The organism is Azospirillum oryzae (assembly GCF_008364795.1).
Lineage (GTDB): Bacteria > Pseudomonadota > Alphaproteobacteria > Azospirillales > Azospirillaceae > Azospirillum > Azospirillum oryzae.
Window position 1 is genome coordinate 1 of record NZ_VTTM01000012.1, and the last position, 13,459, is coordinate 13,459.

The 13,459-nt window shown below is 68.1% G+C and carries 13 protein-coding genes; 4 read left to right on the top strand and 9 right to left on the bottom strand.

Translation table 11 applies throughout. The features are described from left to right. Positions 1–641 (bottom strand): branched-chain amino acid ABC transporter permease (locus FZ938_RS24610; protein WP_149201058.1); only part of this gene is annotated, 641 nt, incomplete at its 3' end. Positions 642–1,405: 764 nt separating this feature from the next. Next, entirely contained in the window at positions 1,406–2,530 is a 1,125-nt protein-coding gene (gene ald, locus FZ938_RS24620; protein WP_149201060.1) for an alanine dehydrogenase, read from the bottom strand. Positions 2,531–2,748: 218 nt separating this feature from the next. On the opposite strand from ald, the gene FZ938_RS24625 reads away from it, so the two are divergent. Beyond that, positions 2,749–3,228, top strand: a complete 480-nt coding sequence (locus FZ938_RS24625; RefSeq protein ID WP_149201061.1) for an Lrp/AsnC family transcriptional regulator — start codon at positions 2,749–2,751, stop codon at positions 3,226–3,228. A 7-nt stretch (positions 3,229–3,235) separates the two neighbouring features. Here FZ938_RS24625 and FZ938_RS24630 read toward each other — a convergent pair whose 3' ends face one another. After that, a complete protein-coding gene (locus FZ938_RS24630) occupies positions 3,236–4,435 on the bottom strand; it encodes a DNA polymerase IV (protein WP_149201062.1) in 1,200 nt (399 codons plus the stop codon). A 136-nt stretch (positions 4,436–4,571) separates the two neighbouring features. Next, positions 4,572–5,072, bottom strand: coding sequence for an Lrp/AsnC family transcriptional regulator (locus FZ938_RS24635; RefSeq protein ID WP_211101156.1), 501 nt, complete (start codon positions 5,070–5,072; stop codon positions 4,572–4,574). Positions 5,073–5,213: 141 nt separating this feature from the next. On the opposite strand from FZ938_RS24635, the gene FZ938_RS24640 reads away from it, so the two are divergent. After that, complete coding sequence (locus tag FZ938_RS24640) at positions 5,214–5,858, top strand: LysE family translocator (protein WP_149201064.1); 645 nt, start codon at positions 5,214–5,216, stop codon at positions 5,856–5,858. A 3-nt stretch (positions 5,859–5,861) separates the two neighbouring features. Here FZ938_RS24640 and FZ938_RS24645 read toward each other — a convergent pair whose 3' ends face one another. Further along, positions 5,862–6,572, bottom strand: a complete 711-nt coding sequence (locus tag FZ938_RS24645) for a response regulator transcription factor (protein WP_149201065.1) — start codon at positions 6,570–6,572, stop codon at positions 5,862–5,864. Between the two features lie 53 nt (positions 6,573–6,625). Further along, positions 6,626–10,249: a hybrid sensor histidine kinase/response regulator gene (locus FZ938_RS24650; RefSeq protein WP_149201066.1), complete on the bottom strand. Its 3,624-nt coding sequence runs from the start codon at positions 10,247–10,249 to the stop codon at positions 6,626–6,628. Positions 10,250–10,731: 482 nt separating this feature from the next. Between FZ938_RS24650 and FZ938_RS24655 the strand changes: the two genes are divergently transcribed. Then, entirely contained in the window at positions 10,732–10,983 is a 252-nt protein-coding gene (locus tag FZ938_RS24655) for a hypothetical protein (protein ID WP_109076207.1), read from the top strand. Between the two features lie 88 nt (positions 10,984–11,071). Here FZ938_RS24655 and FZ938_RS24660 read toward each other — a convergent pair whose 3' ends face one another. The 3 genes from FZ938_RS24660 to FZ938_RS24670 all read right to left on the bottom strand — a co-directional run bounded on the left by FZ938_RS24660 (position 11,072) and on the right by FZ938_RS24670 (position 12,541). Continuing rightward, a complete protein-coding gene (locus tag FZ938_RS24660; protein WP_109076206.1) occupies positions 11,072–11,362 on the bottom strand; it encodes a hypothetical protein in 291 nt (96 codons plus the stop codon). Positions 11,363–11,454: 92 nt separating this feature from the next. Continuing rightward, complete coding sequence (locus FZ938_RS24665; protein ID WP_149201067.1) at positions 11,455–11,703, bottom strand: hypothetical protein; 249 nt, start codon at positions 11,701–11,703, stop codon at positions 11,455–11,457. A 316-nt stretch (positions 11,704–12,019) separates the two neighbouring features. Beyond that, complete coding sequence (locus FZ938_RS24670; protein WP_174757093.1) at positions 12,020–12,541, bottom strand: hypothetical protein; 522 nt, start codon at positions 12,539–12,541, stop codon at positions 12,020–12,022. A 267-nt stretch (positions 12,542–12,808) separates the two neighbouring features. On the opposite strand from FZ938_RS24670, the gene FZ938_RS24675 reads away from it, so the two are divergent. Beyond that, positions 12,809–13,453 carry a DUF47 domain-containing protein gene (locus tag FZ938_RS24675; RefSeq protein ID WP_149201068.1) on the top strand — a complete coding sequence of 215 codons (645 nt, stop codon included), beginning with the start codon at positions 12,809–12,811 and terminating at the stop codon, positions 13,451–13,453. The last annotated feature ends 6 nt before the right edge of the window (positions 13,454–13,459 follow it).

Here is a 13,459-nt window from a genome sequence, read left to right on the forward strand (position 1 = left end):
ATGCCGGCGACGGCGGCGAGCGCGGCGCCCATGACGAAGGTCAGCGAGATGACGCGGTCGACGTTGACGCCGAGCAGCCCCGCCATCTTCTTGTCCTGCTCGCAGGCGCGCTGGGCGCGTCCCAGCGAGGTGCGGTTGATCAGCGTGGTGAAGCCGATCATCAGGACGAGCGTGATGATGATGGTGGCGAGCCGGACGTAGCTGACGGAGACGGCGCCGTCCATCAGGGTGAGGTTGCCGGGCAGGATGGGCTGCAGCGGCTTGGAGCGGGCGCCCTGGAGGATCTGGATGTAGTTCTGCAGGAAGATCGACATGCCGATGGCGGAGATCAGCGGCGCCAGCCTTGGCGAGGAGCGCAAGGGCCGGTAGGCGATGCGCTCGACCGTCCAGCCATAGACGCTGGTGAACAGCATGGAGGCGAGCAGCATGATCAGCAGCGCCAACGGCACCCAGGTGATGCCGAGCGCGCCGATGGCCAGAAAAGTGATCAGCGCGACAAAGGAGCCGATCATGTAAATCTCGCCATGGGCGAAGTTGATCATCCCGATGATGCCGTACACCATCGTGTAGCCGATCGCGATCAGGCCGTAGATCGCCCCAAGCGACAAGCCGTTGATCAATTGCTGTATGAAATAATCCATCAGACAGGCTTCTCCCACTCTCCCAGGACACCGATTAGGCAGGCACGCGAGACTTGGTGCTCAAGACTTGAATTAAGCCGTGTGCGGCAGCGGAGTTCCGATCCGGATGAACGGGGGAGAACATCCAGGACCGAGGCAGGGGACGCTTGGAACCCCGCCGCCGCACCCGGTTCTTGCCGAAGCCCCGCCGGATGCGGGATCCGGCGGGGCTTCGGGCGAATTCGTTATCGGGGACCGCCGCGGGTCTGCGTCTGGCGGGTCTGGACGTGACCGGCCGGAATCGTCCGGCGGCCCGGGATCGGGCCTTCCGTCATCCGGATATGCGACGACAGCGCGGGGGTGCGGTTCTGCACCCGAGCGGCGTTCCGTCGTTCGACCATAGCCAACAGCTCCCACTTGCGCGGCACGGCCTGCGGCCGTGGCGTCCCCACCGGCATCGCTGCCGGACGTCCTGTTTGTGAATCACGGCTCAGATCGGACGGAATGACCGCCCGGTCCGGACCAATCGGCGAAAGGCGCCGCGCCTTACCCTGTTCAAAACTGTTCTTGGTCTTCCGCCCCGGCACTTAGGTACCGGTTGCGTATGCTGTCAGTTTTCTTGACACAGACAGGTAATGCAACTTGATCAGTAGGCGCAACACTCTCTTTCCGCAGGCCGAAAAAAACAACAATCATTCTGAACGCATGGAGCTGTTCCGATGAAAATTTCCCGAGCTTGCGTGCAAGGGAAACATCCTTCAGATCCTTGTCAACAGCTGTTCACATCATCCGCCGATCGCATCGCGGGGATCGGTGAAGGGCTGTCCCAGGGCCTCGGCCACCGCCCGATAGGTCAGGCGGCCGGCCTGGACATTCAGCCCGGCCAGCAGGTGCGGATCCTCGGCCAGCGCCCGTTTCCACCCCTTGCCGGCCAGCGCCTGGACGAAGGGCAGGGTGGCGTGGTTCAGCGCCTCCGTGCTGGTGCGGGCGACGGCGCCCGGCATGTTGGCGACGCAGTAATGGACGACGCCGTCGACCACATAAGTCGGGTCGGAATGGGTGGTGGCGTGGCTGGTTTCGAAACAGCCGCCCTGGTCGATGGCGACGTCCACCAGCACCGACCCGCGGCGCATGCCGGCCAGCTGGTCGCGGCGCACCAGCTTCGGTGCCGCAGCCCCCGGCACCAGCACGGCGCCGACCACCAGATCGGCATCGGCGACCAGCCGGTCGAGCGCGTCGGCCGAGGCATAGACCGTCTTCAGCCGCGGCCCGAACAGGTCGTCGAGCTGGGCCAGCCGCGGCATGGAGCGGTCGGCGATGGTGACGTCGGCACCCAGCCCCATCGCCATGCGGGCGGCATTGGTGCCGACCACGCCGCCGCCGATGACCAGCACCTTGCCGGGCAGCACGCCGGGCACGCCGCCCAGCAGGATGCCGGAGCCGCCGTTGCTCTTCTGCAAGGCGACGGCGCCGACCTGGATCGCCATGCGGCCTGCGATCTCCGACATCGGCGCCAGCAGCGGCAGGCGTCCGGCGCGGTCGGTGACCGTCTCATAGGCGATGGCGGTGCAGCCGCTTTCCATCAGCAGCCGGGCCTGTTCGGGATCGGGGGCGAGGTGAAGATAGGTGAACAGCACCTGATCCGGGCGCAGCCTGCGACATTCCGCCGGCTGCGGCTCCTTGACCTTCACGATAAGCTCGGCCTTCGCGAAGACCTCCTCGGCGGAGCCGGCGATCTCGGCCCCCGCCGCGCGGTAGGTCTCGTCGGAAAAGCCGATCTCAGCACCGGCGCCGCTCTGCACCAGCAGGGCATGGCCGTCCGCCGCCAGTTCGCGGACCGAGGCCGGCGTCAGCCCGACGCGGTACTCGTGGTTCTTGATTTCCTTGGGAACGCCGATGCGCGTGACCATGCGAGAACTCCCGATCCGAACGCCCGCTCCAGCCAATCCGGCCGATCCGATCTGGTAACCCCGATCTGGTAACCGGGGAAACCATCGGTGTGGCGGATTGTCTCAGCAAAGTCACTATACGGCCGGCGGACGGAGAGAATCTCTGCAAAGCCTTGCATGAATCCCCCATAGTGTGGTGGTGCTTTCGCACGATCCGCCACGTCTTCGAATAAAATTGCATGCACACCCTGGACGCCCTGGACCACAAGATCCTGCGCCTTCTCCGCAAGGACGGCCGGATGAGCAACGCCAAGCTGGCGGCGGAGGTCGGGCTGTCGCCATCGGCCTGCCTGCGCCGCCTGCACATGCTGGAGCATTCCGGCGTCATCCGCGGCTATACCGCTATCATCGAGACGGCGGACGAGGAGCGGTCGGTGACCGTGATCGTCCAGATCACGCTGGAACGGCAGACCGACGATTACCTCCGCCGCTTCGACGCCGCCGTCCGCCGCTGTCCGGAGGTGCGGGAATGCTACCTGCTGTCGGGCAGTTCCGACTATCTGCTGCGGGTGGTGGCGCAGGACCCCGGCGATTACGACCGCATCTACAAGGACTCGCTGTCGCGCCTGCCGGGCGTGGTGCGCATCCAGTCGAGCTTCGCCATCCGCAGTGTGGTGCGTCCCGGCAGCCTGCCGGCGCTGGAGGAGTCCGCCGACTGAAGCCCTGTTATCCGAACAGGTCCAGTTCCGGGTCGGGGGCGGTTTCCGGGTGGGTCAGGTCGGTGCAGCCGATGCCGATCAGGCGGAAGGCGCGGCCGTCGACCTCGCGCTCCAGCAGGGCGATGCCGGCGGCCAGGATCGCCTCGGCCGAGCGGGTCGGCTCCACCCGGCGGGAGCGGGTCAGCTGCTGGAAATCCTTGGTCTTCAGCTTCAGAACCACGCTGCGGCCCAGCAGCCCTTCACGTTCCAGCCGGCGGGCGACCTTGTCGGCCAGCGGGCGAAGCTCCTGCGCCAGGGCGGGCAGGGTGGTGACGTCCCAGTCGAAGGTTTCCTCCGACGAGATGCTCTTGCTCGGCGATTCCGGATGCACCCGGCGGGAATCCTCGCCGCGGGCGTAGCTGTAGAGCACCCGGCCCATGGCGCCGTAGCGCTTGACCAGCCAATGCTCGTCCTTGTCCTGCAAATCGCCGACGCGGGTGATGCCGTCGGCGAACAGCTTACGCTCCAGCGCCGGGCCGACGCCCCACAGGATGGTGACGCGCTTGGGCGCCAGGAAGGCCGCCGCCTCCGCCCGGCCGAGCGCCGAGAAGCCGCGCGGCTTGTCGAGGTCGGACGCGATCTTCGCCAGCAGCTTGTTGTAGCTGAGGCCGATCGAGGCGGTGATGCGCAGCTCGCTCTCGAACCGGCGGACGATCTCGACCAGCGCCTGGGCCGGGCTGATGCTGAGCCGGTCCTCGACGCCGGTCAGGTCGAGATAGGCCTCGTCGATGCTGATCGGCTCGACCAGGGGGGTGAAGGCCTCCATGATCGCGCGGGCCTGGTGGCCGACCTCTTTGTACTTGGCGATGTTGGGGCGGATGATGGTGGCGTCGGGGCAGCGGTCCAGCGCCTCGCGGATTGTCATGGCGGAGCGGACGCCCGACATGCGCGCGACATAGCAGCAGGCGGCGACCACCCCGCGATGGTCGTCGCCGCCGACGATCACCGGCCGGCTGGCCAGCTCCGGCCGGTCGCGCTTCTCCACGGTGGCATAGAAGCTGTCGCAGTCGATGTGGCCGATGGACAGGCTGTGCAGCTCCGCATGGCGGAACAGCCGCCGGCTGCCGCATTTCGGGCAGCGCGTCAACTCGCCCGATCCTGCGCTTGGCAGGGCGGCGGCGCAGTCGCGGCAGACGCTGTGCTGCGCACTGTCTTGGGGCGCGGTCATCGTGGCTGACCCGTGGCTTTCTCGGTCCGGCGGTCGGAAAGGCCGAGAGTAGCAATACGCGGCAGTGGGGGCCAGTGTTTGGGTACGTATGGTGAACGGAACTGACAGTCTGTGTCAGGGCCGGATCAGCGCCGTATCAGGGCTTGCCGCTGGCCGGCGGGGAGTGCGCCGGCAGGTGGTCGAGCGGCAAGGCACCGCCGGCCTTGACCGTCTGGATGGCGAAGTTGCTGCGGATGTCGGCGACGCCCGGTAGCTTCAGCAGGGTTCCCAGAAGAAACTTCTCGTACCCGGCCAGTTCGGGAACGACGACTTGAAGCAGGAAGTCGGACTCTCCCGAGACCAGATGGCAGGACACCACCTCCGGCAGCGCCTTCACCGCTTCGCGGAAGGCGGTCGCCTCGCGGTCGTGGTGGCGTTCCACCTTGATACCGACGAACACGGTCAGGCCAAGGCCGACAGCCTTGCGGTCGAGCGAGGCATGGTAGCCGGCGATGACGCCCGCCTCTTCGAGCAGGCGAACCCGGCGCAGGCAGGGGGAGGGCGACAGCCCGACCTCCTCGGCCAATTCGACATTGGTCAGCCGGGCGTCGCGCTGCAAAGCCGCCAGAATGCGGCGGTCGATGGCATCGAATTTCATAATTGGCACGACCTTTATACCGAACGCCAATTCTTTGGCATGATCCACCAGGATACTGCTTTCCAGCAGCGCAACTCGCAAGGACCTGCCAGCGCTCCCGGAGCTAAATTCGGTCATCGATTTCGGACGAAGGAGGCGAAAATGCCGGGACTTTCGATCTTCGTCGGCGCGCTGGCGGTGGCCTATCTGGTGCCGGGGGCCGACATGCTGCTGCTGTTGCAGACGGGGGCGCGGCAGGGACGGCGGCATGCGCTGGCGACGGCGCTCGGACTGGCGCTGGCGCGGGCGACCCATGTGGCGCTGGCCGCCCTGGGGCTGGCGGCGCTGCTGCAAACCGCGCCTGCCGTCTTTGATCTCGTCCGCATCGCCGGAGCCGCCTATCTGGTGTGGCTGGGCATCGGCGTCCTGCGCATGCCGCCGCTTACCGCCGCTGCCGCGGGTGGTGTGGCGGGACTGCAGGGGGAGGGAGGCGCTGCATCCTACCTTGCCGACATTCTGCGCGGCCTGTTGACCAACCTGCTGAATCCGAAGGCTTTGTTGTTCTGCTCGGTCCTGCTGCCGCAATTCATCCAGACCGATGCCGGCGGCGTCGCGGGTCAGTTCGCCCTGCTGGGCGCGATTCTGGTCGGCGTCGGGATGGCCTTCGACGGCCTCTATGCCCTGGCCGGTGCGGCGCTTGCCGGACTGGTCGCCCGCCACCGGATCGTGGAGGCGGTGCAGCGCTGGAGTTTCGCCGCCCTGCTGATCGGCTTCGGCCTGCGGCTCGCCGCCGTTCAGCGGCTGTAGGGATTATCTGAGAACATCCCCACCCACCGCCAGCCGGCCGGCGACGACGGCGGCCTGGGTGCGGCTGACGACGTTCAGTTTGCGCAGGATGCTGGAGACGTGGACCTTCACCGTCTGCTCCGACACGTTCAACTCGCCGGCGATCTGCTTGTTCAGCTTGCCGTCGACGATCATCGTCAGGATGCGCAGCTGCTGCGGCGACAGGGAGGCGAAGCGGCGGGCGGCGTCTGCCTCGTCGGCTTCCGTCGAGGCGGCGGACAGCGGCGGCGCCCAGGTCTCGCCGGACAGGATGGCGCGGATGGCGTCGGCCATCGCCGGCATCGACAGCGATTTCGGGATGTAGCCCGACGCGCCATAGGCGAGCGCCCGGCGGATGGTGTCGGAATCCTGCAGGGCCGACAGGATGGCGACCGGCACGGTCGGGTGGTGAGCCAGCATCAGGAACAGGCCGGCGAAGCCGTGGGTGCCGGGCATGTTGAGGTCGAGAAGAACGAGGTCGATGTCGTCGGGTCCTCGCCCCACCGCGGTCATCACCGAGTCGAGGTCCGGGCATTCGATCACCCGTACCTCCGGCATCGCCTTGCCCAGCGCGTCGCGCAAGGCGGCCTGGACCAACGGATGGTCGTCGCCGATGACGATGGTCGTTTGTCCGGCCGTCGTTTTTTCGGCCGTCGCTTCTTGTCCTGCCGCGCTTACTGCGCTGTCCTCGCCCATGGCTTCCGCACTCCCCCCATTTGCGGCCGCCCGGCTTTTGTCCGGTTCCGGCCTTACCGTTCGGCCACGGCCGCCGTCTGCAGCGCCGCCCCGTTCAGGAAGCGGCGCAGCGACGCCGGCTTCACCGGTTTGTAGAGCACGCCGCAGCCGCAACGCTCCGCCTCGGCCCGCACCGCTTCGGAACGGTCGGCGGTCAGCAGCAGCCCCTTGACCGGACGGTCCCACAATTCCCGCAACCGTTCCAGAACCGCAAGCCCCGTCTGCTCGCCGCCGCCCGCAGTGCCGATGTGATAATCGACGCAGACCACATCGGGAAGCGCCCCGTCGAAGGGAGCCAGCGCCGCCAGCGCCCCGGTGACGTCCGACGCCGTCGCCACCCGGCAACCCCATTGGCCGAGAAGGGCGCGCAGGCCGGCCAGGATCGGCTCCTCGTTGTCGATGCACAGCACCAGCAGCCCGGCCGACAGGGCGGCGGGGGTGGAGACCGGGCGGTCGACCGGCGCGGCGCGGGCCTGCTCCAACGGCACCTCCACCGCGAAGCCGGTGCCGCGCCCGACGGTGGAGCGCAGGCTGACGGGATGGCCGAGCAGCCGGGCGATGCGGTCGACGATGGCGAGGCCGAGGCCCAATCCCTTGTCGGCGGGGTTGCCGCCGCCGTTTTCGCCGCCCAGCCGGCGGAACTCCTCGAACACCTCGCGGCGCTTTGCCTCGGGGATGCCGGGGCCGGTATCCCACACCTCGATGCGCAGGCGGTCGCCATGAATGGGGTCGCGGCGGCGGCGGCAGCCGAGCAGCACCCGGCCCTTCGGCGTGTAGCGGATCGCGTTGGACAGGAAGTTCTGCAGCACCCGGCGCAGAAGCTGCGGGTCCGACCGCACCACCGCGCCGCAGCCGACCACCTTCAGCGTCAGGCCGCGTTCCTGCGCCAGGGCGGAGAACTCCACCCCCAGCCCGCCCAGCAGTTCGTCGATGGCGAAGCTGCGCATCTGCACCCGGACATTGCCGGCGTCCAGCGAGGAGATGTCGAGCAACCCGCCCAGCAGCATCTCGGTCGAGCGCAGGGAAGCGGCGGCGTTGTCGATCATGCCGCATTCGGCCGCCCGCTGGTCGGGCGTCGGCAGGGCCCCCCGCATGCTTTCCTCCAGCGCCGAGACGAACAGGCGGGCGGCGTTCAGCGGCTGCAGCAGGTCGTGGCTGGCGGCGGCCAGGAAGCGGGTCTTGCTGGCGTTGGCCGCCTCGGCCTCCGCCTTGGCCTGCTGCAGGGCGTCGGTGCGCTCCCGCACGCGGTGCTCCAGGCTTTCGTTGGCCTCGCGCAACGCCTCGGCGGCGCGGTAGCGCTCGGTCACGTCGGTGTAGGTGGAGACGTAGCCGCCCTCCGGCAGCGGGTTGGCGACGATTTCCAGCACCGTGCCGTCGGGACGCCGCCGCTCGTAGCGGTAGGGCCATTGCTGGTTGGCGGTGTCGCGGTTGGTCAGCAGCGCCTTCATGTCGTGGGCGCTGTATTCGCCGCGCCGCTCGTTGAAGCGGACGAGGTCGGCGAAGGGCACGCCCACCCGCACCATGTCCGCCGGCAGGTCGAGCAGCTCCAGATAGCGGTGGTTCCAGGCGGCGATGCGGTGGTCGGCGTCGATCACGCAGATGCCCTGGCCGATGTTCTCCAGCGTCGCCTGCAGCAGTTTCCGGTTGAAGCGCAACGCTTCCGACGCCTCGTCCAGCATCGCCATGGCGTCGCCGCGCGACAGCGACCGGCCCTGCAGCGAGGCGGCCATCACCACCCGCGCCGACGCGGCACCGATGGCGCCGGCAATCAGCGTCTCGGTGAAGCGGACGGCGTCGAGGTCGGCGGGGCCGGTCTCGCCCTTGCGGCCGGCGGAGTTGAGGAGGCCGCCTCCGGCGGCGTAGGCGAGATAGCCGCCTCTGGCGGCGTAGGCGTCGAAGGCGGCGTTGCCGCGCTCCGCCCCGACGAAACGGATGGCGAGCGCGCGCAGGTCGGCGAGCTTGGCCAGCGCCTGGGGGGTATCGTCCTCGTCGCGGTCGGCGGTGGCGGTGGTGTAGAAGACGGCCTGGGTGCGCTCCACCGCGCTGGGGCGGGCCAGCAGGGAGCCGGCGACGAAGGCGATCAGGTTGGCCAGCAGGCTCCACAGGCTGGCGTGGGAGATGGGGTCCAGCCCCTCGATCCCGAACAGCGCCTGCGGGCGCAGCCAGCCGATGCCCCAGGGGCCGAAATCCAGGAAATCGGCGGACACCGGGATGATGCCGCCCATCGACGGCACCAGCAGCGTGTAGACCCACAGCAGGAAGCCGGCGCCCAGCCCCGCCAGTGCGCCGACCCGGTTGGCGCGCGGCCAGTAGAGCCCGCCGAAATAGGCCGGCCCGAACTGCGCCACCGCGACGAACGAAAGCAGGCCGATGACGGTCAGCGGGTAATCGCGGTCGACCAGCCGGTGCATGACATAGGCGAGCAGCAGGATCCCCAGCACCGACAGCCGCCGCACCAGCAGCAGCGTGCCGACCATGTCGCGCCGGCCGACGCGGGCGGCGAAGCGGGGACGGCTGAGCAACAGCGGCATCACCACGTCGTTGCACAGCATGGTGCTGAGCGACACCGCCGCGACGATGACCATGCCGGTCGCCGCCGACAGGCCGCCGATGAAGGACAGCAGGCTGAAGCCGCTCGCCCCCGCCGCGATGGGCAGCGTGATCATGAAGGTGTCGGGGTTGATCCCTCCAGTTCCATTGCTTCCGGGGCCGAACGTCACCAGACCGGCCACCGCGATGGGGATCATCAGGGCGCTGAGCGCCAGCAGGTAGGTCGGGTACATCCAGGCGGCGGCGCGCAGATGGCGGGGGCTGTCATTCTCCACCGTCATCACATGGTACATCTGCGGCAGGCAGAGGAAGGCGATGATCGAGATCGCCGTGTTCGACCACCAGGTCGGGTCGGTGAAGTCGGGCGACAGCAGCGGATCGGCCTGCGGCCGGGCGATCAGGTCGGTATAGCCGTCGAACATGCCCCAGACGATGAAGGCCGCCACCGCCAGGAAGACGGTCAGCTTCACCAGACTCTCGAAGGCGATGGCCAGCATCAGGCCGCGGTGATGCTCGCTGGCGTTGATGTGGCGGACGCCGAACAGGATGGTGAAGACCGCCATCGACAGCGCCACCGCGAAGGCGGTGTCGCCCCAGATCGGCGGCGGCAGGGCGGCCGGAGCGGCCAGCGAGGGTGCGGTCAGAACGTCGAAGCTGGCGGCCACCGCCTTCAGCTGCAAGGCGATGTAGGGCAGCACGCCGACCAGCGCGGTCAGCGTCACCAGCGCCGCCACCGCCTGACTCTTGCCATAGCGGGCGCCGATGAAGTCGGCGATGGAGGTGACGTTCTGCGCCTTGGTGATGGCGATGGTCTTGGTCAGCACCGGCCGCGCCGCCAGCAGCAGGATCATCGGCGCCAGATAGATCGGCAGGAAATCGAAGCCGCTGGCCGACGCCCGCCCGACCGAGCCGTAGAAGCTCCAGCTGGTGTTGTAGATGCAGAGCGTCAGCGCATAGAGGATGCCGGCCGCCCGTGGCGACGCCGACAGCAGCGCACCCCCGGCGGTGCGGCGGTCGCCCCACCAGGCGATGGCGAACAGCACCCCCAGATAGGCCGCCGAAACGGCCAGCACCAGCCAACTCTGCACGACCGACGGACCTCTTGCCGGGGGAGGGGAAATGGTGCCTGAGCCTATCTCAAGGTTTGACCCGCCAACAACGGCCGGGCTCGATGTTGCCCAAAAACTGTGCAGAGCTGAACGAAGGTAGGGGGCGCACATGGTTCGCCGTTCGAACTATTCTGCGCCTGTCGGACGCCGCCGTCCCGGTCGCCGCTGGTGCGACGGTTGGCGTTCCTGCTCCCGGCCTTGGGCAGCCGCTCAGGATCGGGGACCGCCGAAGCGGCCGTTTCCGTCTCCTCCCTCGTACGGGGACGGCCGCTTCCGCGCCTGCCGTTTTGGACCGGCGGACGTGGGGCAAACGGGGGTCCCTGTCGGTTTACTGCGTCGTCCTCGCTGGGAAAGCGCCACGAACGGTCCAATCTATGGCAAGATGGTCCATCGTGAGGGAGACCGGCCGTCGGTGCCGGCCCCGGTGCGTGGCCTGAAACGGAAGACGGACGCCCAAGAGAATGCTGATCGACGCCTATTTGGGATTCCGGGTCGGGGACGTGGTCCTGGACCGTGCGGAACTGGCGGCCGGCACCGCCACCATCAAGGAAATCCACGTCGTTCCCTGTGACTGGGCGCATGGCCTGACCGGCATCGCCGTCATGGAGAATGGTGCCGAGCGTTTCATCGTCCAGCTGAAGAAGGTGCGCCCGGCCGAGGAAGAGGTCGAGACCGAAAGCAACGTCCGGCCGCTGCGGCATCGCGCGCGCTGAAATCGGTCGCTGAACACGGCAAGGCCCGCCGCCCCGGACCGGGGCGGCGGGCCTTCGCTTTTGCGGCGGCGGCGGAGTCGCCGCCAGCTCAGTGGCGAAGCTGGACGCGCCCGCCGTTCCTGCGCGCGTCGTCGACGCTGGCGATGACGGGAAGGCCGCGCAGGAAGGCGGCGCCGGTGTCGGTCGCCTCGAACAGGACATGGCCCTGGCGGTCCTGGCCGCGGAAACGGGCCTCGGTCGCCATGCCGGCATTGCGGACGGCAGCCGACAGTTCGGACACGGCCCTCCAGATGCGGGCGCGATGTTCGGCGGCGCTGGCGCAACCGGTCGCATCCGCGACGGCCAGCGTTACGGTAAAGGAATGAAGCTCGATCGCCATGGTGGCACCACGGAACTTGAAGTGCGGGATTGGAAAACCCGGATCGTTCCGGCCATCGCCGGATACGGTGCCGGCCCTAGGGATCGAGAAACTCAGTCGTAACGGGGAAGCTTCGACAGGACGATGTCGCTGATGAGGCCGCGGAGCTGGCTGACCGGGAGCTGTTCGACCGGAATGCGGACGGCGCGGGCGTAGGTCTCGCAAACGTGCCAGGCATGGTCGGGTTCGACCAGGATGTGCCGGGCGAGATCATGTTCATCGGCGTTCGCCCGACCGGGGAGCGCCTTTTCACAGGCCAGGACGGTTTGCACCATGTCGCTGGCCAGACTGTGCAGATTCATGGATGGCACCTTCCCATGTTCGGGATTTTGTTGGGAACACGAACAGACTAGACCTTCGGACCGGTTTCCACAATGGTGCCTATGACGTTCGGCTGTGACAATTCAACGATGGTGTCGCATCGAACATTTCGGCGCCCGGTTCGGCGATGCCGCCGCGGACCGGCCGATATCGTCATCAACATAGGTCGGGGCGAAATATTCCGCCTGTGACCGTTTCGCGGGTCTGACGCGGCAAATTCCGGCCCGATCCTTCGGCAATCCCCTCTTGCGCCGGGCGCGGTTTTGCCCATGGGGTGGAGGCGGCGATTGCCGCCGGTCAGGTCCGGATCAGGCCGTCCTGCTTCGGCGGGGCCGGCGTTGGGGTTGGAGTCGGGGTGGCGGGCGGCGAAAGCTGCCAGTTGTCCAGCGCCCGCCTCAGCGCGTCCAGCCCGGCGCCGGCGGAGGATTTCGCCTCGTCGGCGGCGCGGGTGATGGCGGCGCAGAGCGCGGCGCGGCGTTGGGGATCGTCGCGGCTTTCCTCCAGCGCGCGGCCGAGATCATCCGTCGTGTTGCCGCCCCTGGCGTCGGGCTGCGCCGTCTTCGGGTCGATGCCCAGCAGCGGCAGCAGATACTCCCGCCCCTTCTCGCGCGCCACCGCCACCGCCTTGTCGCCGAACCGCTCAGCCGCCGCCAGACCGGTGTCCCAGGCGCCGAGTGCGGCCGAGACGGTGGGGCTGCAGCGGCCGGCCGGGTCCTCCGGCGGCATCGTCGTCTGGGCGTGCAGCGGTGCGGCGCTCAGCAGCAGGGCGGCGAGGGCCGAGATGCCAAGGCGGCGGAGGGGATTGATGGGGCACGTCATGCGGGAGGACCTGCGGTCGAAGGGGGCCTTCGGCAGATTTGGGGAGGCGGCGGACAGCTTTCCATGCCCCCCTTCATGGGGCGAGGTCCGGCCGGTGCGGTGGCGGGAAAAGCGGCGATATGCCGCGACCTGTGGCGATTTTGCTACCGAATGACGTTTTCATGGCGTTTACATGACATGCCGCCGCTGCACCGCACCGCGAAGCGTGGTAAGAGCAGCCCGAAATCTCACCAGTCCCTTATCCAGATACAGGCGAGTCACCGTCCCATGCTGCTGCGCGCATTCCGTTCGCTGATGCCGAAGGAGGAACGCTTCGTCGACCAGTTCGTCGAGCAGGCCCGCCATATCGTGGCAGCCGCCGCCGCCCTGGAAGCGGTGATGGACGCAGGGCCGGACGACCGAACGCAGAAGATCGCGGCGCTGAAGCGGGTGGAGAAGGACGCCGACCGCATCGCCAAGGATGCCGGGCGCGACCTGCATCGCGCCTTCATCACGCCGTTCGACCGGTCGGACATCCTGTCGCTGATCAACGCGCTGGACGACGCCATCGACCTGATGGACGAGGTGCCGCGCCATGCCGGCCTGTACGGCGTCGAGGTGTTCGACGAGCCGATGCGCCGCTTCGTCGCCCTGATCCGCCAGCAGGCCGACGTGCTGCTGGAACTGATGCCGCTCCTGGGCGCCATCGCCCGCAACGCCGAGCGGATCGACCATCTCTGCGGCCGGCTGTCCGATCTGGAGGACGAGGCCGACGATGTGCTGCGCGACGCGCTGAAGGCGCTGATCGCGGAGAAGCCGGACATGATCGCCTTCCTCGGCCGGCGCGAGCTGTACGAGATGCTGGAGGCGGTGACCGACCGTTGCGACGACGTCGGCGACCTTGTCGCGGGCATCACGCTCGATCAGGTCTGAGGCGGC